20 protein-coding genes are annotated in these 22,774 nt (G+C 74.7%); 10 read left to right on the forward strand and 10 right to left on the reverse strand.

Going from position 1 to position 22,774, the window contains the following annotated elements:
- The first annotated feature begins 17 nt into the window (after window positions 1-17).
- Window positions 18-485 carry a PH domain-containing protein gene (locus OIM89_RS26950; protein WP_047469740.1) on the forward strand — a complete coding sequence of 156 codons (468 nt, stop codon included), beginning with the start codon at window positions 18-20 and terminating at the stop codon, window positions 483-485.
- Window positions 486-523: 38 nt separating this feature from the next.
- On the opposite strand, the gene OIM89_RS26955 is transcribed toward OIM89_RS26950, so the two are convergent.
- The gene (locus OIM89_RS26955; protein WP_195731528.1) at window positions 524-2,392 is read right to left on the reverse strand and encodes an AAA family ATPase; all 1,869 of its coding nucleotides are present in this window, start codon (window positions 2,390-2,392) and stop codon (window positions 524-526) included.
- A 440-nt stretch (window positions 2,393-2,832) separates the two neighbouring features.
- The gene (locus OIM89_RS26960) at window positions 2,833-3,465 is read right to left on the reverse strand and encodes a uridine kinase (protein WP_030695393.1); all 633 of its coding nucleotides are present in this window, start codon (window positions 3,463-3,465) and stop codon (window positions 2,833-2,835) included.
- Between the two features lie 249 nt (window positions 3,466-3,714).
- Here OIM89_RS26960 and OIM89_RS26965 point away from each other — a divergent pair, with 249 nt between their 5' ends.
- A complete protein-coding gene (locus OIM89_RS26965) occupies window positions 3,715-5,073 on the forward strand; it encodes a peptidase C39 family protein (protein WP_030695392.1) in 1,359 nt (452 codons plus the stop codon).
- Window positions 5,074-5,144: 71 nt separating this feature from the next.
- Here OIM89_RS26965 and OIM89_RS26970 read toward each other — a convergent pair whose 3' ends face one another.
- Window positions 5,145-6,377 (reverse strand): glycoside hydrolase family 18 protein, encoded by a 1,233-nt coding sequence (locus OIM89_RS26970; RefSeq protein WP_264491813.1) that lies wholly within the window; start codon window positions 6,375-6,377, stop codon window positions 5,145-5,147.
- A 315-nt stretch (window positions 6,378-6,692) separates the two neighbouring features.
- Between OIM89_RS26970 and OIM89_RS26975 the strand changes: the two genes are divergently transcribed.
- On the forward strand, window positions 6,693-7,865 hold the full coding sequence (locus tag OIM89_RS26975) for an acyl-CoA dehydrogenase family protein (RefSeq protein WP_030695390.1): 1,173 nt from the start codon (window positions 6,693-6,695) through the stop codon (window positions 7,863-7,865).
- 328 nt (window positions 7,866-8,193) lie between these two features.
- Here the strand turns inward: OIM89_RS26975 and OIM89_RS26980 are convergent, their stop codons facing one another.
- Window positions 8,194-8,622, reverse strand: a complete 429-nt coding sequence (locus tag OIM89_RS26980; protein WP_030695389.1) for a hypothetical protein — start codon at window positions 8,620-8,622, stop codon at window positions 8,194-8,196.
- A 263-nt stretch (window positions 8,623-8,885) separates the two neighbouring features.
- On the opposite strand from OIM89_RS26980, the gene OIM89_RS26985 reads away from it, so the two are divergent.
- The 4 genes from OIM89_RS26985 to fxsA all read left to right on the forward strand — a co-directional run bounded on the left by OIM89_RS26985 (window position 8,886) and on the right by fxsA (window position 13,290).
- Window positions 8,886-9,326 carry an Lrp/AsnC family transcriptional regulator gene (locus tag OIM89_RS26985; RefSeq protein ID WP_008407389.1) on the forward strand — a complete coding sequence of 147 codons (441 nt, stop codon included), beginning with the start codon at window positions 8,886-8,888 and terminating at the stop codon, window positions 9,324-9,326.
- Window positions 9,327-9,681: 355 nt separating this feature from the next.
- On the forward strand, window positions 9,682-11,334 hold the full coding sequence (locus OIM89_RS26990) for an amidohydrolase (RefSeq protein ID WP_264491681.1): 1,653 nt from the start codon (window positions 9,682-9,684) through the stop codon (window positions 11,332-11,334).
- Between the two features lie 528 nt (window positions 11,335-11,862).
- The gene (locus OIM89_RS26995; RefSeq protein WP_030695387.1) at window positions 11,863-12,651 is read left to right on the forward strand and encodes a polyprenol monophosphomannose synthase; all 789 of its coding nucleotides are present in this window, start codon (window positions 11,863-11,865) and stop codon (window positions 12,649-12,651) included.
- A 63-nt stretch (window positions 12,652-12,714) separates the two neighbouring features.
- The gene (gene fxsA / locus OIM89_RS27000) at window positions 12,715-13,290 is read left to right on the forward strand and encodes an FxsA family membrane protein (RefSeq protein WP_264491682.1); all 576 of its coding nucleotides are present in this window, start codon (window positions 12,715-12,717) and stop codon (window positions 13,288-13,290) included.
- Window positions 13,291-13,393: 103 nt separating this feature from the next.
- On the opposite strand, the gene OIM89_RS27005 is transcribed toward fxsA, so the two are convergent.
- The 4 genes from OIM89_RS27005 to OIM89_RS27020 form a co-directional block, all read right to left on the reverse strand.
- Window positions 13,394-13,768 (reverse strand): RNA polymerase-binding protein RbpA, encoded by a 375-nt coding sequence (locus OIM89_RS27005; RefSeq protein ID WP_003946969.1) that lies wholly within the window; start codon window positions 13,766-13,768, stop codon window positions 13,394-13,396.
- 254 nt (window positions 13,769-14,022) lie between these two features.
- On the reverse strand, window positions 14,023-15,375 hold the full coding sequence (locus OIM89_RS27010) for an MFS transporter (protein ID WP_030695385.1): 1,353 nt from the start codon (window positions 15,373-15,375) through the stop codon (window positions 14,023-14,025).
- 34 nt (window positions 15,376-15,409) lie between these two features.
- Window positions 15,410-16,186 carry a glycerophosphodiester phosphodiesterase gene (locus OIM89_RS27015; RefSeq protein ID WP_030695384.1) on the reverse strand — a complete coding sequence of 259 codons (777 nt, stop codon included), beginning with the start codon at window positions 16,184-16,186 and terminating at the stop codon, window positions 15,410-15,412.
- Complete coding sequence (locus OIM89_RS27020) at window positions 16,183-16,836, reverse strand: YczE/YyaS/YitT family protein (RefSeq protein ID WP_030695383.1); 654 nt, start codon at window positions 16,834-16,836, stop codon at window positions 16,183-16,185. The genes OIM89_RS27015 and OIM89_RS27020 overlap by 4 nt, the downstream gene beginning before the upstream one ends.
- Window positions 16,837-16,935: 99 nt before the next feature.
- Between OIM89_RS27020 and OIM89_RS27025 the strand changes: the two genes are divergently transcribed.
- A complete protein-coding gene (locus OIM89_RS27025) occupies window positions 16,936-18,462 on the forward strand; it encodes a PLP-dependent aminotransferase family protein (protein WP_030695382.1) in 1,527 nt (508 codons plus the stop codon).
- Window positions 18,463-18,517: 55 nt separating this feature from the next.
- Here OIM89_RS27025 and OIM89_RS27030 read toward each other — a convergent pair whose 3' ends face one another.
- A complete protein-coding gene (locus OIM89_RS27030; protein WP_226965014.1) occupies window positions 18,518-20,092 on the reverse strand; it encodes a hypothetical protein in 1,575 nt (524 codons plus the stop codon).
- 31 nt (window positions 20,093-20,123) lie between these two features.
- Window positions 20,124-20,318 (reverse strand): hypothetical protein, encoded by a 195-nt coding sequence (locus tag OIM89_RS27035; RefSeq protein ID WP_003946963.1) that lies wholly within the window; start codon window positions 20,316-20,318, stop codon window positions 20,124-20,126.
- 293 nt (window positions 20,319-20,611) lie between these two features.
- Here OIM89_RS27035 and OIM89_RS27040 point away from each other — a divergent pair, with 293 nt between their 5' ends.
- Window positions 20,612-21,025: an ankyrin repeat domain-containing protein gene (locus OIM89_RS27040; protein WP_010636500.1), complete on the forward strand. Its 414-nt coding sequence runs from the start codon at window positions 20,612-20,614 to the stop codon at window positions 21,023-21,025.
- 303 nt (window positions 21,026-21,328) lie between these two features.
- The gene (locus OIM89_RS27045; protein WP_264491683.1) at window positions 21,329-22,753 is read left to right on the forward strand and encodes a HEAT repeat domain-containing protein; all 1,425 of its coding nucleotides are present in this window, start codon (window positions 21,329-21,331) and stop codon (window positions 22,751-22,753) included.
- Window positions 22,754-22,774 lie beyond the last annotated feature (21 nt).

Below are 22,774 nucleotides of genomic sequence, written 5' to 3' on the forward strand. Positions count from 1 at the left end.
GACCCCCGGAGCCAGCCATGAGCACCGAGCACGGCACCCCCGAACTCCCCGCGCTGCCCGTCGACTTCCGTCCGGCGAAGACCCGGGCGGTGCTCCTTTCCGCGGCGGTCGCGCTCTTCGTCGTGGTCAGCGCCGTCGCGCTGCTCCTGGAGAGCCTCAGCCCCGCCGAGAAGACCAGCTTCGTCTTCACCGCCGCCCTGCTCGCGGGCATCCTGGTCCTGCTGGCCAGGCCCCGCGTGCGGGCCGACGAGGACGGGGTCACCGTCGTCAACATCACCCGGGTCCGGCGCCTGGCCTGGGCGGAGATCGTCCGGGTCAACCTGCGGACCGGCGACGCCTGGGTCTTCCTCGACCTCAGCGACGGCACCAGCATGCCGGTCCTCGGCATCCAGCCCGGCAACGGCCGCGCCGCCGCCGTCCGCGACGCCCGCCTCCTGCGCGCCCTGGCCGAACGCCACTCCAGCGAGCTGCCCTCGAGCGGCTGACCCGCGCTCCTCGCGCCGTACCCGGACCCGCCGCAGCTCTACAGCGCCGGCGGGTTCTGCGGTCCGCGCCCCGACAGCACCTCGCCGTACGCCTGCATCAGGTCGGGCAGCCGCAGCGTGGCCAGGTCCTCCCGGCCGGGGGTGTGCGGGAAGGCGGTCAGCCGCAGGTCCCGGTAGGCGCAGCTCTTCTCGTACAGGGTGCGCAGGAAGCGGCCGTTGCCCAGTTCGTCGATCCACCCCTGCTCGACCACGTGCCCGCTGATGGAGCGCAGCTCCTCCAGCGCCTCCTCGTCCCAGCCGTCGCCGTTCTCCGCCGCCAGCACCCCGCCGATCGCGGTCAGCTCGGCGGGCCGGTACGAGGGGAAGTCGACGCGGGTGGTGAAGCGCGAGCCTAGTCCCGGGTTGGCGGTCAGCAGCTGGTCCATGCCCTCCGGATAGCCGGCCAGGATCACCACCAGCCGGTCCCGGTTGTCCTCGGCCCGCTTCAGCAGCACCTGGAGCGCCTCGTCGCCGTAGGCGTCCCCGCGCCCGTAGGCGCCGTTGGAGAGGCTGTACGCCTCGTCGACGAAGAGGACGCCGCCCAGCGCCGAGTCGATCAGCTCGTTGGCCTTCACCGCGGTCTGGCCCAGGTACTCGCCGACCAGGTCCGAGCGCTGCGCCTCCACCAGGTGGTCGCCGCCCAGCAGTCCCAGCGCGTAGAAGACCCGGCCCAGGATGCGGGCCACCGTGGTCTTGCCGGTGCCGGAGGGGCCCGAGAAGACGAAGTGGCGCTTCGGGGGCCGCACCGGCAGCCCCTGCCCGGCCCGCAGCCGGGCCATGTTGAGCTGTGCCGACAAGGCTTTCACCTGGCGTTTGACCGGCTCAAGCCCCACCATCCGCTCCAGCTCGGCGAGGGCCTGCTCCAGCGCCACCGGGTCGGCCGAACCGGTTGGCAGCCACCCGCCGGCCCGTCGGGCGGAGGCCGCCTTCTCGCGGGCGGCGTCCGGCGGCACGGGCACGGCCACCGGGTCGGGGGCCGCCTCCGTCCGCAGGTCGCGGCCGCCCGGATCGGTGCCGTACCCCGGCTCCGCCTGCTCGGGTGCCTCCGCGTTCTGCGCCACCGCCACTGCGGACAGGTCCACCGCGTCGGCCAGGTCCGCGTACCCGTCCCCCTCGGTGATGGCCGCCAGCCGGGCCGCGGTGTCCATGAAGGCCGGGTCCACCCGGTGCACGGCCCGGTACAGCGGCAGCGCCGCCGCCGACCGGCCGGTGCCCTCGTGGGCGCGGGCCAGCCAGTACCGCAGCTCCTTGCGCTGCGGCTGCTCGCTACGGCAGCGCATCAGGGCCGCCGAGAGCAGCGGTTCGGCGTGGCCGAACATCTCCAGCCGCACCCGCGCCATGCCGCCGAAGAGACCGGCCTCGATGCCCAGCAGCGGATCGTCGCGCAACGGGTCGGTGTGGCGGACCAACTGCTCCCAGTCCTTGACCAGGTAGGCCCGGCAGGCGTGCAGGAAGCGCACCTGGGCGTCGGCCTCGACCGGTGGCAGCCCCGCCAGGGCCCGGTCCAGCTCCGGCACATGGCGCCCGTCGAGCCAGTGCGAGGCGTGGGCGAGCAGCAGGTCCCGGCTGCTCTCCAGCACGGGCTGTACCCACCAGCCCAGCCAGTACCAGGAGTTGAGGGTGCGGCGGTGCCGGGCCCGCTGCTCGCCGAAGCGGTCGCGGTTCTCGTACATGTGGAGCAGCGCGGTGGTGGTGTCGATGCGCAGGGCGTGCAGCCCGAGCCAGCCGTCGGCCATCCGGGGGTCCAGCCGGACCGCTTCCCGGAACTCCTCCTCGGCCTGCGGATACGCGCCCATCGTGTAGGCGTCGACCCCTCGCAGCCAGGCGAGGTCGGCCGGGGCCGAAGAGCCCTGCGCGCCGAAGTCCATCACGTCCCCCACAAACTGCCCCCTGGTGTCCCGCCGGGCCCCGGCGGACGACTGACCCTCCAGCCAACCACCCTCCCGCGCACGGTCGTTGCCCGCCGGAACGGCGAGCTGTCCGAGGTCGCACCGAGGGGCATCGTACCTGTGGGCGGGGGGTGGCCGAAGGGGACGTGGCCGGGCCGCGGAGGTGCGTCGGCGGGCGAGTCGCGGGGCTGGTGGTGACGGTGGGTGAGCGGACGCCTGCGCAAAGCGGTACGAAGCGGAGTCGCGGGCAGAACGAAGCCCCCGGTCACGGGGGAACAACCGGGGGCTTCGTGTCTGTGGGAGCGGCCCCGCTCGGACCGCTCCCACAGAACGTATGACCTGCACCGGGCCCCGGTCAAGCGGCCGTGAGCCCCGGCTGACGGCCTTTCGGTCAAGATCGGCCAAGCGCCGACGGAGCGTCACCCACCGTCACGGGAAAGGGGGTTGGCGGCGTCCCGACCCGGGCCGGAAAGAAGTCCCGGTTCGGTCGTGCCGGGCCGCACCAGCGTGTCGGCGAAGGGCCGCGAGGGGTCGGAGGTGAAGTGCCGTCGCTCGGCCGGGACCCACCCGCGCCAGAAGGCCGCCTGTTCCGCTCCGTCCCGCTCCTTGCCGCGCCCGTGCGCGGTCCCCGCGTCGACCTCCATCCACAGCAGCCGGGCCAGCACCGGCCGCACCGCGCGCCGGCCCGCGCCCACCCCTTCGAGCAGGACCACCGGGGCGGCCGGCAGGGGCCGGGGCGGGCCGAAGGCGCGGCGGTGCCAGTCGTAGGGCCGGTAGTGGGCCTCCTCGCCCCTGCTGAGCGGGGCGAGCACCTGCTCGCGCAGCCGCACCGTCCAGGCGAAGGGCTCCTCGTGGGTGGCGAGGTCGTCCAGGTGGAGGACGGGTGCCCGGCCGAGCGCCTCGGCCAGCCGTCCGGCGAAGGTGGTCTTGCCCGACCCTGCGTGCCCGTCCACGGCGACGAGCCGGACCGGGCCGAGGGAGGGGCGGGCCGCCCGCACCTCGGCGGCGAGGCGGGGGAGGGGGCCGGGGCTGCCGAGGGGGTCCTGTCGCACCGCGTCAGCGTACGGGGGCGCCCGGACGCGGGGCGGCGAGGGTCGGCCCGGGCCCGGCGCCGCCGCCCGGGTGGGGTGCGGCGCGGGTCCCGCGCGGCGTGGCCGGGGCGCCAGTGGTTCAGGCCAATATTGGTCCACCCCTGGCAGCCGGGAAGACTGGCAGAAGGGTTGAGGCACCGGCCATAGTGGGCACTTGTCGTGCACCTGCCGTGCTTCTCGTGCTGATCCGACGTCGACTGGGGGACCCCCATGACCCGATCCGAACTCCCCCGCAGGGCTCTGCTGACGGCCGCCGCGGCCGCAGCCGTCGCCGCCACCGCGGCCGCCGGCCCCGCCGCCGCCCTGCCGCGCCCCTCGGCCGCCGGGCGGCAGGAGCCCGCCACCATCGACAACCGGTTCTGGAGCACCGCCTCGGACTGGCTCCAGGGCCGCGCCTCCGGCATCCGCGTCGTCGCCGGGTCCCGCCCCGGCATCCGCATCGCCGCGCCGGCCGGAGTCGCCGAGTACACCGACCCGCACACCGGCACCACCGACGCCTGGGAGTACGCCACCTGGACCTCCCCGCTGCACCGCAGCAAGGTCCCCGCCACCGAGCTGATCGCCTCCTGGAACGCCCGCACCCCGGCCGGGACCTGGCTCCAGATCGAGGCGGAGGGCGTCTACGCGGACGGCGCCCGCACCCCGTGGTACGTGCTCGGCCGCTGGGCCTCGGGCGACGCGGACATCCGGCGCACCTCCGTCGACGACCAGGGCGACGACCGCACCAGCGTCTGGACCGACACCGTCTCGGTGGACGACGCCGCCTCCGGCACCCGGATCGTCGCGTACCGCCTGCGCCTGACGCTCTACCGCACCCCGGGCAGCGGCGCCACGCCCGTCGTCTGGCGGGCCGGGGCGATGACCTCCGACATCCCCGACCGCTTCACCGTCCCCGCGACCAGCCCCGGCCGCGCCCGCGAACTGGCCGTGCCGCGCTACTCGCAGAACACCCACATCGGCCAGTACCCGGAGTACGACAACGGCGGCGAGGCGTGGTGCAGCCCCACCTCCTCGCAGATGATCATCGAGTACTGGGGCCGCCGCCCCACCGCCGAGGAACTGGCCTGGGTCAACCCGGAGTACGACGACCCGCAGGTCTGCCACGCGGCCCGCTTCACCTACGACTACCAGTACGAGGGGTGCGGCAACTGGCCCTTCAACGCCGCCTACGCCGCCACCTACGACGACCTGCGCGCCGTCGTCACCCGGCTCGGCTCCCTCAGCGACCTGCACCGGCTGGTCAGCGCCGGCATCCCCGTCATCACCTCGCAGTCCTTCCTCGCCGAGGAGCTGACCGGCGCCGGGTACGGCACCTCCGGCCACCTGATGACCGTCGTCGGCTTCACCGAGGCCGGCGACATCATCGCCAACGACCCCGCCTCGCCGAGCAACGAGGCGGTCCGCCGGGTCTACGACCGCACCGAGTGGTCCAACATCTGGCTCCGCACCAAGCGGTACGCGGCCGACGGCCGGGTCCTCTCCGGCACCGGAGGCGTCTGCTACCTGTACTTCCCCGCCGACGCGAGCGCCGCCCAGCGTGCCGCCCTCGCCTCGGTCGGCATCCGCTGACGCGGATCAGCACGCCGATGGGGGCGCGGGCCGGCCGGCCCGCGCCCCCATCGGTGCTTCCCGCCCAGGGGTCAGTCGATCGCGCGGATCAGCTCACCGTCGGCGGTGTCCCCGCTCAGCTCCCAGAAGAAGGTGCCGGCCAGGCCCTCGTGCTCCTTGTAGGCCATCTTCCCGGCGATGGTCGCGGGGGTGTCGTAGCTCCACCACTCCCCGCCGCAGAGCGCGTACGCCGTCCCGCCGGCCTCGCCGGTCGCCGGGCAGCGCTCCTTGAGCACCTTGTAGCCCTCGATGCCCTGCTCGTACACGCCGGAGGCGGGGCCGCTCGCGCTGGAGCCCGGCGCCTCCTCGGTGACCCCGGTCCAGCCGCGCCCGTAGAAGCCGAGGCCCAGCAGCAGCTTGGAGGCCGGAACGCCTGCCTCCTTCAGCTTGTCGATGGTCGCCTCGGTGGTGTACGAGGCGTCGGGGATGCCGTCGTACGCCGTCAGCGGCGAGTGCGGGGCGGTCGGGCCCTGGGCGTCCCAGGCACCGTAGTAGTCGTAGGTCATCGGGTTGTACCAGTCGACGTACTGAGCGGCCCCGGCGTAGTCGGTGGCGTCCAGCTTGCCGCCCTCGGAGGCGTCGGCCGGGATCGCGGCGGTGACCAGGTAGTCCTCGCCGAACTCGGCGCGCAGTGCGGAGACCACCTCGCCGAACGCCTCAGGACCACTCTCGTCGCAGGTCAGCCCGCAGGCGTTGGGGTACTCCCAGTCGACGTCGATGCCGTCGAAGACCTCGGCCCAGCGCGGGTCCTCGACCAGGTCGTGGCAGGACTTGGCGAAGGCGGCCGGGTCCTTCGCCGCCTCGGTGAACCCGCCGGACCAGGTCCAGCCGCCGAAGGACCAGAGGACCTTCAGGCCGGGGTGGCGCTCCTTGAGCTTCAGGAGCTGGTTGAAGTTGCCGCGCAGCGGCTGGTCCCAGGCGTCGGCCTCGCCGTCCACCGACTCCTCGGCGGTGTACGCCTTCTCGGTCGCGGCGAAGCCGTCGCCCAGCGCGCACTTGCCGCCCTGGACGTTGCCGAAGGAGTAGTTGATGTGGGTGAGCTTGTCGGCCGAGCCGGAGGTCTCGATGTTCTTGACGTGGTAGTTCCGGTCGTAGACACCCCATTCCGTGAAGTAGCCGATCACCTTGGATCCGGCCTGGGCCCCGGCCTCGGCCTGCGCCCCGGTGGTGGGGGAGGGTGCGGGTTCGGCGGAGGCGGTGGCGGCGCCGGCCAGGAGTCCGGCGCCGAGGACGGCGGAGGTGGCGGCCGCCAGCAGGGCCGTCAGGCGGGAGCGCGGACGGGTGCGCCGTTGCCGGAACCTTAGGAGGACTAGACCAGTCGGTCAATGGTTCGTACCAATGCGCGGGGTGGCCCTCCAGGGGGGTCCGAGCTGCTCACCCGTGACGGGAGGGCCTCAATCGGGCATACTCAACGCGCCACAGCCGCTGGTCAGGCCCGGTGCACACGCCCCACAGGGGCGGGACAGGGGCCGACGGTCCGCGACCCGGACCGCCGGCCGGCTGAGGCAGCGAGACCGGCGATGGCGCCACACCCCGTGCGCGGACGCCGGCATGCCCTGACACGGAGGAGAGCGCCCGCCATGAACGACCGCGCCCCGCAGGCGGTGGACCGTCAACTGCCCACCGACGAGGCCCGGGACCTGATCTCGCTCGTCCGCGAGATGGTCCGCCGCGACATCGCACCGGCCACCGCGGAAGAGGAGGAGGCCGGCCGCTTCCCCCGCGAGACCTTCACCCGGCTCTCCGAGGCCGGACTGCTCGGCCTGCCCTACCCCGTCGAGTACGGCGGCGGGGACCAGCCCTACGAGGTCTACCTCCAGGTGCTGGAGGAGCTGGCCGCCGCCCGGCTCACCGTCGGCCTCGGTGTCAGCGTGCACACCCTCGCCTGCCACGCCCTCGCCGCCTTCGGCACCGACGAGCAGCGCGCCGCCCACCTGCCCGCGATGACCGGCGGCGGCCTGCTGGGCGCCTACGGCCTCTCCGAGCCGGCCGCCGGTTCCGACGCGGCCTCGCTGCGCACCCGGGCCCGCCGCGACGGGGACGACTGGGTGATCGACGGCTCCAAGGCGTGGATCACCCACGGCGGGATCGCCGACTTCTACACCGTGATGGCCCGCACCGGCGAGGAGGGCCCGCGCGGCATCACCGCCTTCCTCGTCCCCGGCGACGCCCCCGGGCTCAGCGCCGCCGCGCCCGAGCGCAAGATGGGCATGAAGGGCTCACCGACCGCCCAGATACACCTGGACGGCGTCCGGGTCGGCGACGACCGCCGCCTCGGCGCGGAGGGGCAGGGCTTCGCCGTCGCGCTGGCCGCCCTGGACTCCGGGCGCCTCGGTATCGCCGCCTGCGCGACCGGGGTGGCCCAGGCCGCGCTGGACGCCGCGCTGGAGTACGCCTCGGGCCGGCGGCAGTTCGGCCGGCCGATCGCCGACTTCCAGGGGCTGCGCTTCCTCCTCGCCGACATGGCCACCCAGGTCGAGGCCGGGCGGGCGCTCTACCTCGCGGCGGCGCGGCTGCGCGACGCCGGGCTCCCCTTCTCCCGGCAGGCCGCCATGGCCAAGCTCTTCTGCACGGACGCGGCCATGAAGGTCACCACCGACGCCGTCCAGGTGCTCGGCGGGTACGGCTACACGGCCGACTTCCCCGCCGAGCGGCTGATGCGCGAGGCGAAGGTGCTCCAGATCGTCGAGGGCACCAACCAGATTCAGCGCATGGTCATCGCCCGTCACCTGGCCGGGCCGGAGAGCCGCTGAACCGGAACACCGGAGCCGCCGCCAGCCGGGACCACTCGGGGTCGCGGCGGCCCGGGAGGGTCCGTCCGTGGCGGGCCCACTGCTGGAACAGCGCCCGGTAGATGGGCGGGTCGGCCGCAGGGGGAACCGATTCTTCCGACGAGCTGGGCGGCGGCACGGTCAGCCCGTGCCGGCGCCGTCCGTTCGCGGAGGGCGAAGAGGTCATGCCAGGCGAACGCCGTGCCCCGCCGAGGGGTCACGGGTGAGCCGCCGTTCGGGCCGCCCGGACCGCGGGCCGGCGCGGTCCGGGCGGGCGGCGCGTACGCCGCCGCGCGAGGAGTACCGGGGCTCAGGCGGCCTGGCCGCGTACCCGCTGGAGACCGATCGGCCGCGAACCGGGGCCGCCCACGTGGGAGAAGGGCTGCGTCCGCCAGTCCAGCGTCTGCGGCAGCGTCAGCAGCACCGTGGCGTCCTGGGTGTGACGGCCCGTCTCCTCGCCGGCGGGCAGCGCCTCGCCGGCCGGACGGCCGGTGCCGGAGCAGACGGTGAGCCCGAACGGGTCCCACGGGGTGGCGCACAGGGCGTGCTGGGGCAGCGTCTCCTCGTCGGCGAGGAGGGCGATGGGCTGCGCGCAGTCGGGGCACACGACGCGGAACATCCCGAAGGTCTCGTACGCGTCGAGCTCCTCCTCGGACTCCTCGACCGGGTCGGGCACCAGCTCGACGGCGGGCTGCTGCCTGCTGCGGGCAGCGCGATGGGAACGCTTGGCACTCTGCATGGGATTCTCCCCCTCGGGTGGGCCGACAAGGCGACTGCGGCCTCGGCCACAGCAAGCACTTCCCTGAGAGATCGACGGGTAATCACTTCGCGGGCGAGGACACGGCCGCATGGATGTGGCGTTGGTCACATGCCCGGCGCACTTTGCCGCGAACGGCGTAACGTTCGCGCCCCTGTCCGCGCGCGAGCCCCCGTCGTACGCCGCCGTCCGCCTGCTGGTCCTCTGCTGCGGAGCGCCGTGAGCGCCCTGTAGGTTCTTGCGCCATGGAGGACCTGGACCGTCAGATCGTGCAGTTGCTCGTCGCTGACGGGCGGATGAGCTACACCGACCTGGGCAAGGCCACCGGCCTGTCCACCTCCGCCGTGCACCAGCGGGTGCGCCGGCTGGAGCAGCGCGGGGTGATCCGCGGTTACGCCGCCGTGGTCGACCCTGAGGCGGTGGGGCTGCCGCTGACCGCCTTCATCTCGGTCAAACCCTTCGATCCCAGCGCCCCCGACGACATCGCCGAACGCCTCGCCGGCGTCCCGGAGATCGAGGCGTGCCACAGCGTCGCGGGAGACGAGAACTACATCCTCAAGGTCCGCGTCACCGCCCCCGTCGCCCTGGAGGACCTCCTCTCCCGGGTCCGCTCCCTGGCCGGCGTCTCCACCCGCACCACCGTCGTCCTCTCCACCCCTTACGAGGCGCGCCCGCCCCAGCTCTGACCGCTCCCGCTCGGGGGCTTGGGCGTCAGGCGGGGTTCTCTGCCGGGCTCCGCGGTGACGTCTCGGACCGCGACCGTGCCGGTCACCGATCGGCCTCAGGCGCCGGCCAGGCTGATTGTCCTCACGCCGGACGGGCTGTGTCCTCAAGCGCCGGACGGGCTGGAGACGCCGGACGGGCCGGAAAACGCCGGACGGGCCGAGAGCGTGGGACGGGCTGGGGTGGGCGTCCTCAAGCGTCGGACGGGCTGAACGGGCGTCCTCGGGTGTCGGAGGTCTCGCGCCCCCGGCGCACCACGGCGCGCGGGAGGCGGACCCGGGCGCCGTGCCCGCGTCCCGAGGGGCGAGACTGTTCCCCATGAGTGACAGCGCCGCCCCGCCCCGCACCGAGCCCTCCGCCACCCGCACCGTGCTGCTGCGCGGCGGCGAGGTGCACAGCCCCGCCGACCCGTTCGCCACCGCGATGGTCGTCGAGCGCGGCCAGGTCGCCTGGGTCGGGTCGGAGGGGGCGGCCGACGCCTTCGCCGACGGCGTGGACGAGGTCGTGCACCTCGACGGCGCCCTGGTCACCCCCGCCTTCACCGACGCCCACGTCCACCTCACCAGCACCGGCCTGGCCCGCACCGGCCTCGACCTCTCCGGCACCCGCACCGTCGAGCAGGCCCTCGACCTGGTCCGCGCCCATGCCGAGGCCCGGCCGCACGACCGCGTGCTGCTCGGCCACGGCTGGGACGCCGCCCGCTGGCCCGGCCAGTTCCCGCCCGGCCGCGCCCAGCTGGACGAGGCGGCGGGCGGGCGCCCTCTGTACCTCTCCCGCATCGACGTCCACTCGGCGGTCGTCAGCAGCGCCCTGCTGGACCTGGTGCCCGGGGTCACCGAGCGCGCCGGGTACCGCCCGGACGCGCCCCTGACGGGCGACGCCCACCACGCCGTACGCGCCGCCGCCCTCGGCGCCGTGACGCCCGCTCAGCGGGCCGAGGCGCAGCGCGCCGCCCTGCGGGAGGCCGCCTCGCTGGGCGTCGGCTCCCTCCACGAGTGCGCGGGCCCCGAGATCAGCAGCGAGGACGACCTCACCGGCCTGCTCCGGCTCGCCGCCGAGGAACGGGGGCCGCGCGTCACCGGCTACTGGGGTGAACTGGTCACCGGCCCCGAGGGCGTCGACCGCATCCGCGACCTCGGTGCCCACGGGGCCGCCGGAGATCTCTTCGTGGACGGCGCCCTCGGCTCCCACACGGCCTGCCTGCACGCCCCCTACGAGGACGCGGGCCACACCGGGACCGCCCACCTCGACGCCGCCGCCGTCGCCGCGCACGTCGTCGCCTGCACCGAGGCGGGACTCCAGGCCGGGTTCCACGCCATCGGGGACGCCGCGCTGACCGCCGTCGTCGAGGGCGTCCGCGCCGCCGCCGAGAAGGCCGGCCTCGACCGAATCCGGGCCGCCCGGCATCGCGTCGAGCACGCCGAGATGCTCACCGACGAGACCCTTGCCGCCCTCGCCGACCTCGGCATGACCGCCTCCGTGCAGCCGGCCTTCGACGCCCTGTGGGGCGGTGAGGACGGCATGTACGCCCAGCGGCTCGGCGTTGAACGTGCCCGCACCCTCAACCCGTTCGCCGCCACGCTCCGGGCCGGCATTCCGCTCGCCTTCGGCTCCGACAGCCCCGTCACCCCGGTCGCGCCCTGGGAGGCCGTCCGCGCCGCCGCCTTCCACCGCACCCCGGAGCACCGCGTGTCCGTCCGCGCCGCCTTCGCCGCCCACACCCGGGGCGGCTGGCGGGCGATCGGCCGCGACGACGCGGGCGTCCTCGTCCCCGGCGCCCCCGCCGACTACGCGCTCTGGCGCACCGAGGAACTGCTGGTCCAGGCCCCGGACGACCGGGTCGCCCGCTGGTCGACCGACCCGCGCTCCGGCACCCCGGGGCTGCCCGACCTCACCCCCGGTGCCGAGCTTCCGGTCTGCCTGGAGACGGTGGTCGGCGGCGAGACCGTGTACGTGCGCCCACCCGAGTGATCTGGCGGCGCGGCGCACCGCGGGCCCGGCCGCCGTACCCGCCCGGCCTCGCCGCGGGCGCCCCGCCCCTGACCTGGGCGTTCCCGAAGACGCCCCAGGTGGCACGGGTGTTGACAGAACCGCGAGGCGGACGGGTAGGTTCGGCCGGGTCCACCACTGGACGCCCGACCGGGGAACCCCCGAACCGTCGCCGTACGCCACTGGGTCAGGGGCGGTACGCCACCAGGCGCACCGCCACTGGGAGCCAGGCCCAGCGCCCGCGCCCGGGGACGAGGGAAGGTTCCGGCCGGCCGGCGGGTGCGACCCGGGTGGGGCCCGGAGGTTCAGTAGACAACGGTTTTCGGTCGACCCGCAGCCAGCGGGTCCCGGGCCGGCCCGAAGGACACCGGGCCCCCATTCCGCGCCGTTCCCGGCACCGGGCCGCGCGCCCCGCCCGCACCTGCGGCACTCCCGGCGTCCGATCGGCTCCGCCCCCGGGACCATGAGCATTATGGTGGTGCCCTGTGCACGGACAGGTAAGGGGCAAAGGTGAACGACGGCGGTGACAGGGCTTCAGAGGCCCCGCGCGAGGAGCACGGTCCGCTCGGAACCACGCTGGTGATCATTCCGACGTACAACGAGGCCGACAATCTCGCGCCCGTCGTCGCCCGGGTCCGCGCCGCCGTCCCGGAGGCCCACGTACTGGTCGCCGACGACAACAGCCCCGACGGCACCGGGAAGATCGCCGACGAACTCGCCGCCGACGACGAGCAGGTCCACGTCCTGCACCGGGCCGGCAAGGAAGGGCTCGGCGCCGCCTACCTCGCCGGGTTCCGCTGGGGACTGGAGCGCGACTACGGCGTCCTGGTCGAGATGGACGCCGACGGCTCCCACCAGCCCGAGGAACTGCCCCGCCTGCTCACCGCCCTCAAGGGCGCCGACCTGGTCCTCGGCTCCCGCTGGGTGCCCGGCGGCCGGGTCGTCAACTGGCCGCGCGGCCGCCAGCTCCTCTCCCGCGGCGGCAGCACCTACTCGCGGCTGCTGCTGGACGTACCGCTGCGCGACATCACCGGCGGCTACCGCGCCTTCCGCCGCGAGACCCTGGAGAAGCTCGGCCTGACCGAGGTGGCCTCGCAGGGGTACTGCTTCCAGGTCGACCTGGCTCGCCGCGCCGTCCAGTCCGGCTGCACGGTGGTGGAGGTCCCCATCACCTTCGTCGAGCGCGAACACGGCGACAGCAAGATGAGCCGCGACATCGTCGTGGAAGCCCTCTGGCGCGTCACCGCCTGGGGCGTCGGCGGCCGCGTCAGCAAGGCCCTCGGGCGTACGCCGGGCTGATCCGCGCGGGGCCTTGATCATCCCGCCTCCGCGCCCCGGGCACCGGGCAGGCACACTGGAGGCATGACGACTGGCGCACCGCCTCCCTCCCGCAACGCTCCGCGCTCCCGCCTGAAAACCTTCCTGCCGCTCGCCCTGGTGGCGTGGCTGATCCTGGAGGTCTGGCTGCTCACCCTGGTCGCCGAGGCGACCAGCGGGTTCATCGTGTTCCTGCTCCTCCTGGCCGGTGTCGTGGCCGGCTCCGCGCTGATCAAGCGGGCCGGACGGCGGGCCCTGCGGAAGTTCCAGGAGACCGTCGCCCAGCAGCAGCAGGGCATCACCCCCGAGACCGACCGCAGCGGCGGCAACGCCTTCCTGCTCATCGCCGGGCTGCTGTTCATCCTGCCGGGACTGGTCTCCGACGTCCTCGGCCTCGTCCTGCTGCTGCCCCCGGTCCGTACCGCCCTGGCCCGCCGCGCCGAACGTTCACTGGAACGGCGGATGGCCGCGGCCGGGCCCGGTACCTTCGGCGGAGCCTTCCAGCAGGCCCGGATGCGCGCCCCCGACGGCAAGGTCGTCCAGGGCGAGGTCGTCCGCGACGACGAGCCGCCCCGTCCCGACGGGCGCGACGACGACCCCCGGCCGCCGCTCACCCCCTGAGCCACGGGCCCGCCCGGCCACGTAGAAGGCCCGTGGGCCGTACCCCCGCTGAGGGGTACGGCCCACGGGCCGAGAACGGTGCGTCAGGGGCACCGGAAGCGCCTCAGGCGGACTTCCGGCTGTCCCGCGGGTGCACCGCGATGTTCATGGCGCCGGAACGAAGGACCGCCAGCCGCTCGGCCAGCACCTCCTCCAGCTCCTCCCGCGTGCGCCGCTCCATCAGCATGTCCCAGTGCGTACGCGCGGGCTTGCCCTTCTTCTCCTCGGGTCCGTCGCCGTCCACCAGAAGTGCCTGGGCGCCGCAGACCTTGCACTCCCACTCCGGCGGAATCTCGGCCTCAACCGAGAACGGCATCTCGAATCGATGTCCGTTCTGGCATGCGTACTCCACGGCCTGGCGCGGGGCCAGGTCGATGCCGCGGTCGGTCTCGTAGCTCGTCACCACGAGGCGCGTGCCGCGAAGAGCTCGCTCACTCATGAATCGTGCCTCCCGGGCTTGTCGCCCACAGGACAGGTGTCGCTGTCGTCGTCATCCGGTCAACGTCCGGTCGGCGGTAAAGATTCCCGTTCAGGGTCATGCGTCGCCGTCGTAGCCGCCCCTTGTTGTACCCACCATCGCCCGGTTTGTCACATCTGACAGGGGATGCGCGCCCACACCGCACGTCTTTCACGCGCAGTAACGGTACGCCTGGCGAGCCAAACGCGTACACTACCGCCGTTTTGCCGTCCGCGCTAAATCCGGCCCGGCACGGGATTGCCCGCGTCCAGGACGGCTCTGCGTACGGGTACCCGGGCCAGCAGCACGAAACCGATCACGAAGAAGAGGATCAGGGAGAGGATCGCGTCCCGGTAGCTCCCCGTGAACTGGTAGGTGAGGCCGAAGAGCAGCGGGCCCAGCCAGCTCATGCCGCGGTCGCTCATCTCGAAGGCGGCGAAGTACTCGGCCTCCTTGCCCGCCGGTACCAGGTGGGAGAAGAGCGAGCGGGAGAGCGCCTGGGTGCCGCCCAGCACCGTGCCGATGAAGGCCGCCAGCACGAAGAACCAGACCGGCGAGCCGGCCGGCAGGAAGTACCCGGCGGCCAGGATCAGCGTCCAGACCACCAGCGAGCCCAGGATCGTGTTCCGCGCGCCGTGACTTCGGGCCAGCCGCCCCATGCCGAGCGCCCCCGCCACCGCGAGGACCTGCACCAGCAGCACCGCCACGATCAGCGTCGACTGGTCCAGCCCCAGTTCCTCGGAGCCGAAGACCGACGCCTGGCTGATCACCGTCTGCACGCCGTCGTTGTACATCAGGTACGCCAGCAGGAACCCCAGGGTCAGCGGATGGCGGCGCATGTCCTTGACGGTCGCCACCAGCTGGCCCCAGCCGCCGCGCCGGGCCCCCACCGCCTCGGCGGGCAGCCGCCGGTCGCGCAGCCTGCGCAGCGGGACCAGGGTGAACGCGCCCCACCAGACGCCCGCCGAGGCGAGGCAGATCCGGACCGCCGTCGCCTCGTCCAGGCCGAAGGAGTCGTGCGCGGTGTACAGCACCAGGTTGGCGAGCAGCACCAGGGCGCCCGAGGCGTAGCCGAAGGCCCACCCCTTGGAGGAGACGGCGTCGCGCTCCTCGGGCTCGGCGATCTGCGGCAGGTAGGAGTTGTAGAGGACCATCGAGACGGCGAGCGAGGCGTTGGCGACCACCAGCAGCAGGCCGCCCAGGAGGTAGCGGTCGCCGTCGAGGAAGAACATGCCGGCCGTCGCGGCGGCGCCCAGGTAGGCGGAGAGGGCCAGCAGCGGCTTCTTGCGCCCGGTGCGGTCCGCGGCGGCGCCCGCCAGCGGCATCACCACGATCGCCAGGATCACCGAGAGGGAGACGGTGTAGGCGAAGAAGGAGCCCGCGGCGACCGGGACGCCGAGCGGGTGGACGTACCCCTCGGAGTCGGCGGCCGCCTTGGCCACCGAGGTGAGGTAGGGGCCGAGGAAGACGGTCAGGACGCTGGTCGAGTAGACCGAGCACGCCCAGTCGTAGACGTACCAGCCGCGCTGCTCGCGGCGTCTGGCCGCCGCCCGGCCGGACTCCTCGGCAGGTACCGTCCCGCTGCTCATCGTCTTCCCCTCGCTCCTCGCCGCCGCCTGCGGCTCAGGCCCACTGCCCCCGGTCGCGCAGCACCTCGCGCAGTGTGCCGATGTGATCGGTCATGATGCCATCGACGCCGAGGTCCAGGAGCGTCGCCATCCGCCGGGGATCGTTGACGGTCCAGACGTGCACCTGGAGGCCGCGCGCGTGGGCCGCGCGCAGGAAGCGGCGGTCCACCACCGGGATGCCGTACTGCGCCTCGGGGACCTGGACGCAGACCGCCGAACCGCGCACCGGCGCCGGCAGCCCCCAGGAGCGCAGCCGCAGGCCGAGGACGCCGCGGACGCCGTACGAGGTGGCCAGGCGCGGGCCGCCCAGGCGCTGGGCGCGGGCCACCCGGCTCTCCGAGAAGGAGCCGACGCAGACCCGGTCCCAGGCGCCGGCGCGTTCGATCAGCTCCAGCAGTGGGACCAGGGCGGGCTCCGCCTTCACGTCGACGTTCCAGCGGGCCTCGGGGAAGCGTTCCAGCAGTTCCTCGAAGCGCGGCACCGGTTCGCTGCCCGCCACCCTGGCCCGGGCCACCTCGCTCCACGGCAGGTCGGCGATGCGGCCGGCCCGGTCGGTCACCCGGTCCAGGGTCGGGTCGTGGAAGGCGGCGAGCACGCCGTCGGCGGTGAGGTGGACGTCGGTCTCCAGGTACCGGTAGCCCGCCGCGACGGCCTCCGCGAAGGCGGCGGCCGTGTTCTCGCGGCCGCCCGCGGCCCCGCCGCGGTGGGCGAAGGGCAGCGGGCCGGGGTGGTCCAGGTACGGATGGCGGGCCGAGGCGGGGGAAGCGGTCACGGACGCAGTATGGCGCCGCCGGGTGCGGGCGCCGGGGCCGGGGCGGCCGGGACCGTGAAGAGGTGCAGGAACCACTGGGCGAGCGGTCCGATGGACAGGGCGTACACCACCGTGCCGATGCCGACGGTGCCGCCGAGGAGGAAGCCGCTCGCCACCACCAGCACCTCGATGCCGGTGCGGACCAGCCGCACCGACCGGCCGGTGACCTGGTGGAGGCCGGTCATCAGGCCGTCGCGCGGGCCCGGCCCGAACCGGGCGGCGATGTACAGGCCGGTCGCGGCGCCGTTCAGGACGACCCCGGAGATCATCAGCGCCACCCGGGCGGCCAAGGGCTCGGGGGCGGGGAGGACGGCGAGGGTCGCGTCCAGGGCGAGGCCGACCAGGAAGACGTTGCAGACCGTGCCGAAGCCCGGCCGCTGACGCAGCGGTATCCACAGCAGGAGCACGGCCGCGCCCACCACGATCGACACCGTGCCCATCGTCAGCCCGGTCAGCTCGGAGAGGCCCTGCTGGAACACCCCCCACGGCTCCAGCCCGAGCCCGCCCCGCACCAGCAGCGCGACGCTCACCCCGTACAGCGTGAGGCCGGTGAACAGCTGGAAGAGGCGGCGGGGGAGCCGACGGGCGTGCGGGCGCGGCGCGAGGAACACCACAACCTCCAAGGTGGTGAAAGTGGACTGATGCGTGTCACTCTGTGGCGGGCGAATGGTGGCCGCACAGGGCCAATTCGGGGAAGGTGGACTGACTTCATGACCGAGTGGACCTCGGTGACCGGCGCGGCTCAACTGGCCCGCCTGCTCGCCTCGCAGTCCTGGCAGACCCGGACCGGCCCGGGCGGCCGCCGCCCGCCCGCCTACCGCGCCCTCGCCGACGGCGTCCGCCTGCTCGTCCTGGAGGGCCGCCTCCCGGTCGCCGCCCGCCTCCCGGCCGAACGCGAGCTGGCCCTCGCCCTCGCCGTCAGCCGCACCACCGTCGCCGCCGCCTACGAGGCGCTGCGGAGCGAAGGCTTCCTCGCCTCCCGGCGCGGCGCCGGCAGCTGGACCGCCGTCCCGGCCGGCAACCCGCTGCCCGCCCGGGGCCTCGAACCGCTGCCCCCCGAGGCGCTCGGCGCCCTGATCGACCTCGGCTGCGCCTCGCTGCCCGCCCCCGAACCGTGGCTGACCCGCGCCGTCACCGGCGCCCTGGAGTCCCTGCCGCCGTACGCCATGACCCACGGGGACTACCCGGCGGGCCTGCCCGACCTGCGGGCCACGCTCGCCGAGCGGTACACGCGGCTGGGCATCCCGACCATGCCCGAGCAGATCATGGTCACCACCGGGGCGATGGGCGCCATCGACGCCATCTGCCACCTCTTCGCCCCGCAGGGCGAGCGCATCGCCGTCGAATCACCGAGCTACGCCAACATCCTCCAGCTCATGCGGGAGGCCGGCGCCCGACTGGTCCCGGTCGCCATGGCCGACCAGCTGCGCGGCTGGGACCTGGACCGCTGGCGCCAGGTGCTGCGGGACGCCGCGCCCCGGCTCGCCTACGTCGTCGCCGACTTCCACAACCCGACCGGCGCCCTCGCCGACGAGGAGCAGCGCCGCGCCCTGGTGGAGGCGGCCCGCTCGGCGGGGACCGTGCTGGTCGTCGACGAGACCATGACCGAACTGGCCCTCGACCCGGAACTGGCCCCCGCCCCCGACGGCACCTCCGCCCTGCCGCGCCGGGTCTGCGCCTTCGACCCCGCGGGCTCGACCGTGATCACCGTCGGCTCGGCCAGCAAGGCGTTCTGGGCCGGGATGCGGATCGGCTGGGTCCGGGCCGCCCCGGACGTCATCCGCCGCCTCGTCTCCGCCCGCGCCTACGCCGACCTCGGCACCCCCGTCCTGGAGCAGCTCGCCGTGCACTGGCTGCTCTCCGGCGGCGGCTGGGAGGAGGCGGTCCGGCTCCGCCGCGACCAGGCGCGCGAGAACCGCGACACCCTGGTCGCCGCCGTCCGCCGGGAACTGCCCGACTGGAGCTTCGAGGTGCCGCGCGGCGGGCTCACCCTCTGGGTGCGCACCGGCGGTCTCTCCGGCTCCCGGATCGCCGCCCTCGGCGAACAGGTCGGCATCCGCGTCCCCTCCGGCCCCCGCTTCGGCGTCGACGGGGCCTTCGAGGGGTACGTACGGCTGCCCTTCACCGTCGGGGGAGCGGTGGCCGACGAGGCGGCGGTCCGGCTCGCCGCCGCCGCCCGGCTGGTCCGGGACGGGGTGCGCGGCGGCGCCGAGTCCCCGCGCAGCGTCGTCGCCTGAGACGCGGACGTGCCCCGCGAGCCCGGCCGGGCTCGCGGGGCACGGGGCGTACGGCTCAGAGGTCGGCGCCCGCCGGGACCGCGGGCGGCTCGGTAGGGGCCGGCGGGACCGTGAGCGGCTGGGGGCGCGGCGGCAGCAACTCCAGCACGGCGCGCCGGTCGGCCTCGGCCGTCCCCTCGTCGTACGGGTCGGGCGCGGCCGGTACCTGGAGGCGCTGGACGGGGCCGTCGCCGAGCCGCACCCAGCCCCGGCCGGGCGGGGCCGCGACGGGGGTCGAGGTGTTCGGCGGGGCGCCCAGCACCAGGGCGACCTGGGCGGCGGAGGCGCGGCCCAGCACGACGCGGGCCCGGGTGTGGCGGCGTACCGGCTCGGTCAGGGACTCGGTGGAGTCGAACTGCTCGGCCACCACCACGGTGACCTGGGCGGCCCGCCCGTGCCGCAGCGGGACCTGGAGCAGGCTCTGCGGGTCGGTCCTGCCCTCGGCCTCGGCCAGGTGGGCGAGGGCGGCCGGGCGGTCGAGCAGAATCCAGAGCGGGCGCCGGGTGTCCGGGGGCGGCGGATGGCCCTCCTGCCGGGCCCGGCCCGCGGCGATGAGGCGGCGCTCGGTCTCGTGGCAGGCCCACTCCAGGCCGGTGAGCGCGCCGTCGAGGTCGCACTCGACGGCGAGGACGCCCTCCCGGCCGGTGAGGCACGCGTACTCGCCGGCCCCGCCGCCGTCGACCACCAGCACGTCCCCGTGGCGCAGCGCCTGGAGGGCGAGGGAGCGCAGCAGCGAGGTGGTGCCGCTGCCGGGATGGCCGACGGCGAGCAGGTGCGGCTCGGTGGCGCGGGCGCCGGTGCGCCACAGGACGGGGGGTTCGTCCCGGGGGTCGCCGTCGGGGCCGTTGACCGGCAGGGTGCGGGCGGTGTCGGCGGCGTCGGTGAAGCCGAGCAGGTGCTCGCCCGGGGCGGTGGCGAAGGGCTGCGCGGTCAGGTCGCAGGGGAGCGGGGCGACGGCGGTGACGGTCAGTTCGTTGCCCTGCTCGTTCCAGTCGAAGCGGTACTCGCGGGCGCGTCCGAGCTTGGCGGCCAGGACCTGCTCGACGCGGAGCCGGGACTCGGGCTCGGCGTCGGTGAAGTAGCCGGGGTAGCGCAGCACCAGGCGGTCGGGGTGGCCGCTCTCGTCGAAGCTGTGCGAGGCGAACGCCTTCTCCCGGTCGCCGCCGTAGGTGTAGAGGGGCGCCGGGTCGTCCGGGACGGAGAAGTAGGGGACGAGCGCCTCGTAGAGCGAGGTGAGCCGCTGGCTCCGGGCGTCGTCGTCGGCCGCCGGCGTGGCCGGTTTGCGGTCCCGGCCCGTCCAGGCGGCCACCGCGAGCAGGGCGGCCCCGGCCAGCGGGAGGCCGTACCGGAGCAGGGAGAGGACCAGCAGGACCGCGGCGATCAGGAAGAGCAGGGGGCCGCGCCGGTCCTTGGGGGTGTCGGCCCACTTGCGCCGTCCGGCGGCTGCCAGGCGGCGCAGGCCGCGGCCGATGGTGATCAGCGGATGGAGGACGTCCGTGGCGTTGTCCGCCGCCGACCGGGCCAGCTCACGGCTCCGGACGATCGGGGCGGTGCCGCCGCGCAGAATGCTGGGGAGTGGGCGCCGGGCCACGTCTTGCTCCTCGGGGTGCGGGTGCGGACGGTCAGAACTTGATCCCGCCGAGCAGCCCGGCGAGGCTCGCGCCGCCCGCCGTGATGCTGGGGGCGATGGCGGTGCCCGCCAGGTAGAAGCCGAAGAGGGCGCAGACCACGGCGTGGGACGCCTTGAGGCCGTCCTTCCGGAAGAACAGGAAGACGATGATGCCGAGGAGGACGACGCCGGACATGGACAGGATCATGAGAGTTCTCCCTGGTGGGTGGGGACAATCACCATCAGTTGTTCCAGGCTCACAGCATGTATCTGTACGACAAAAGGTGCAAACGGGGTAACTGGGGGTGTTTTCACCCGGCTGGTACGTGTCAGCAGGCCCCCGGGGCCGGTCGGCAGCAGCCTCGGCCGGGGTGCGCCCAGGCGGCCCGGCGGGGGCAGTACCCTGGCGATTCACCCGGACGGCCCCACTGCCGTCCCGCCGGCCGGGCGCCCGCCCGGCCGCGCAGCCACCCCCACGAGAACGCGAAGGGCGTACCGCCGATGAGTGAGGCACCCGACCCCGAGGTCGTCGAGCTGGCCACCAAGATCTTCGACCTGGCACGCCAGGGGCAGGCCGCCCAGCTGGCCGCCTACGTCGACGCCGGAGTGCCGGTCAACCTCACCAACGACCAGGGCCACACCCTCGTCATGCTCGCCGCCTACCACGGCCACGCCGACGCCGTCCGCGTCCTGCTGGAGCGCGGCGCCGACCCCGACCGCGCCAACGACCGGGGCCAGACCCCGCTCGCCGGAGCCGTCTTCAAGGGCGAGGACGAGGTCGTCACCGCCCTCCTCGACGGCGGCGCCGACCCGGCCGCCGGAGCCCCCTCCGCCCTGGACACGGCCCGCATGTTCGGCAAGGACGAGCTGCTCGCCCGGTTCACCGCCGCCCAGGACGGTCCTGGCACGGCCTGAACCGTGCCGACCGGGGACGCCCGTTAAATCTGGTCGCGGCGCCGCGAGCCGCTGAGCCATCATGACGTCGTGATTCACGAGCGCGCGAGCTGGGCAGGAGCCGCATCATCGCGCGCACCGTGAACCGGCCCTCCCCGTGCCCCGTGGTGCGGGGACACCCTTGGGGCCACGGACGAGAGGCAGACAACGATGGACATCAGCACCCGCCGGCGGACGAGCGTGAAGAACGTCAAGACCTGTTGCGGCGCGGCCAGGTAGTGCACCATCCCCGGTTGCGTCGACAGCTTGATGTGAGGCTCATCCATGTGTGATTCCGTCGATCCGGTCATAGCGCCCAGCGGTACTCTCCTCGGCCTGCTCCAGCGGGGCAGGGGAGACGGCACGCTGCACGCCCTGACCGCCCCCCGTTCCGAGGCGCTCGCCGCCCTCGACCAGTGCGTCCTGCGCGACCCCCGCCACGACTGGCAGGTGGAGAACCGCTCCCTCTACTACGCCCGGCTCTACCTCGACCTGGACGGCTCCCTGGACGCCGTCGAGGCGCACCTCTTCGCGCCCGAGGACCACACCGCCACCGGCGAGGAGCGCACCGGCCTGGCCGTCAGCGTCCTCGGCCACCTCGCCTCCTACGGGCGCGACGACGCCCTGGCCCTGCTGCGCCGGTACGCCGCGCACGGCGCCAACTGGCGCTGGGCCCTGGACGAACTGGCCGTACGCGACGACGACGCCGCCCTCGGCGCGCTGGCCGCGCCCGTCCTCGCCCGGTTCCCCGCGACCCCCGAGGGTGAGGCGGATCTGGCCGCGGCGGCCGCCGACAGTTACGAACCGAGGCCCTGGCACCTGTGGGCCGAGGACCCCGACCCGGCGATCGGCCCGCGCGTCCGGGCCGCCCTGGAGCGGACCTCCTTCGGCCTGTGGCAACGCCAGCTCACCACCCCCGACCGCCCCCAGTGGAGCGTCGACGGGGTCCTGACCTGGGCCCAGGAGGGCCACGACCGGGGCAACGACCGCCATGTGCCGGCCGCCCGCTGCCTGGCCACCGTCGCCACCGCCGCCGACCGCCCGGCGCTGCTCGCCGCCGCCCGCGGCGGGCTCGACGGCGCCCGCGCCGCCGCGCTCAGCCACCTCGCCCGCACCGGCGACCCCGCGGCGCTCGACCTCATCGAGGCCGCCGTCGCCGACGGGGCGCCCGTGGTCCGGGAGGCGGCGGTCGAGTCGCTGGGCCGGATGGACGGCGCCCCCGTCCTGGTCCGCGCCCGTGGCTGGGCACGCCGCCCCGACGCCCTCGGCTCCGCCGCCGGCCAACTCCTCGCCTGCCGGGGCTCGGCCGACGACGGCCCCCTGGTCCTGGCCGCCCTCCGCGAGGCGGTGCGCGGCGCCGGCCCCGACGGGCCCGCCCTGTGGAGCCTGGTGGACGGCGCGGGACGCCTCGGCATCGCGCAGGCCGCCCCGGTCCTGCGCCACCTCTACCGCGAGACGGCCTCCTCCCACCTGCGCGGCCGCACCGCCCAGGCACTGGCCGCCACCGACGCCACCTTCGCCCGGGGCTTCGCCGTCGAATGCCTCTGGGACTGCGAGGAGACCACCCGCGAGGTCGGCGCCCGCCACGCCGCCACCGGCGACCAGCGCGTCGTCGGCCGCCTCCGCCGCCTCGCCGCCGACCCGGCCGAGGAGGCCGAGGTCCAGACGGCGGTCCGCAGCCGCATCGGCCCGGACACGGCGGCGATCTGACGAGCCGCCGGGGGAGGGGGA

This window comes from Streptomyces sp. BI87 (genome assembly GCF_025957665.1).
Lineage (GTDB): Bacteria > Actinomycetota > Actinomycetes > Streptomycetales > Streptomycetaceae > Streptomyces > Streptomyces albidoflavus.

Excerpts from the sequence above, each read along its gene's own strand:
- fxsA (WP_264491682.1), top strand. The coding sequence starts at position 12,715 with ATGACGACTGGCGCACCGCCTCCCTCCCGCAACGCTCCGCGCTCCCGC.
- OIM89_RS26955 (WP_195731528.1), bottom strand. The coding sequence starts at position 2,392 with ATGGACTTCGGCGCGCAGGGCTCTTCGGCCCCGGCCGACCTCGCCTGG.
- OIM89_RS27005 (WP_003946969.1), bottom strand. The coding sequence starts at position 13,768 with ATGAGTGAGCGAGCTCTTCGCGGCACGCGCCTCGTGGTGACGAGCTAC.
- OIM89_RS26965 (WP_030695392.1), top strand. The coding sequence starts at position 3,715 with ATGACCCGATCCGAACTCCCCCGCAGGGCTCTGCTGACGGCCGCCGCG.
- OIM89_RS26980 (WP_030695389.1), bottom strand. The coding sequence starts at position 8,622 with ATGCAGAGTGCCAAGCGTTCCCATCGCGCTGCCCGCAGCAGGCAGCAG.
- OIM89_RS27025 (WP_030695382.1), top strand. The coding sequence starts at position 16,936 with ATGACCGAGTGGACCTCGGTGACCGGCGCGGCTCAACTGGCCCGCCTG.
- OIM89_RS27010 (WP_030695385.1), bottom strand. The coding sequence starts at position 15,375 with ATGAGCAGCGGGACGGTACCTGCCGAGGAGTCCGGCCGGGCGGCGGCC.
- OIM89_RS26950 (WP_047469740.1), top strand. The coding sequence starts at position 18 with ATGAGCACCGAGCACGGCACCCCCGAACTCCCCGCGCTGCCCGTCGAC.
- OIM89_RS27035 (WP_003946963.1), bottom strand. The coding sequence starts at position 20,318 with ATGATCCTGTCCATGTCCGGCGTCGTCCTCCTCGGCATCATCGTCTTC.
- OIM89_RS26975 (WP_030695390.1), top strand. The coding sequence starts at position 6,693 with ATGAACGACCGCGCCCCGCAGGCGGTGGACCGTCAACTGCCCACCGAC.
- OIM89_RS26990 (WP_264491681.1), top strand. The coding sequence starts at position 9,682 with ATGAGTGACAGCGCCGCCCCGCCCCGCACCGAGCCCTCCGCCACCCGC.
- OIM89_RS27045 (WP_264491683.1), top strand. The coding sequence starts at position 21,329 with ATGTGTGATTCCGTCGATCCGGTCATAGCGCCCAGCGGTACTCTCCTC.
- OIM89_RS26985 (WP_008407389.1), top strand. The coding sequence starts at position 8,886 with ATGGAGGACCTGGACCGTCAGATCGTGCAGTTGCTCGTCGCTGACGGG.
- OIM89_RS27040 (WP_010636500.1), top strand. The coding sequence starts at position 20,612 with ATGAGTGAGGCACCCGACCCCGAGGTCGTCGAGCTGGCCACCAAGATC.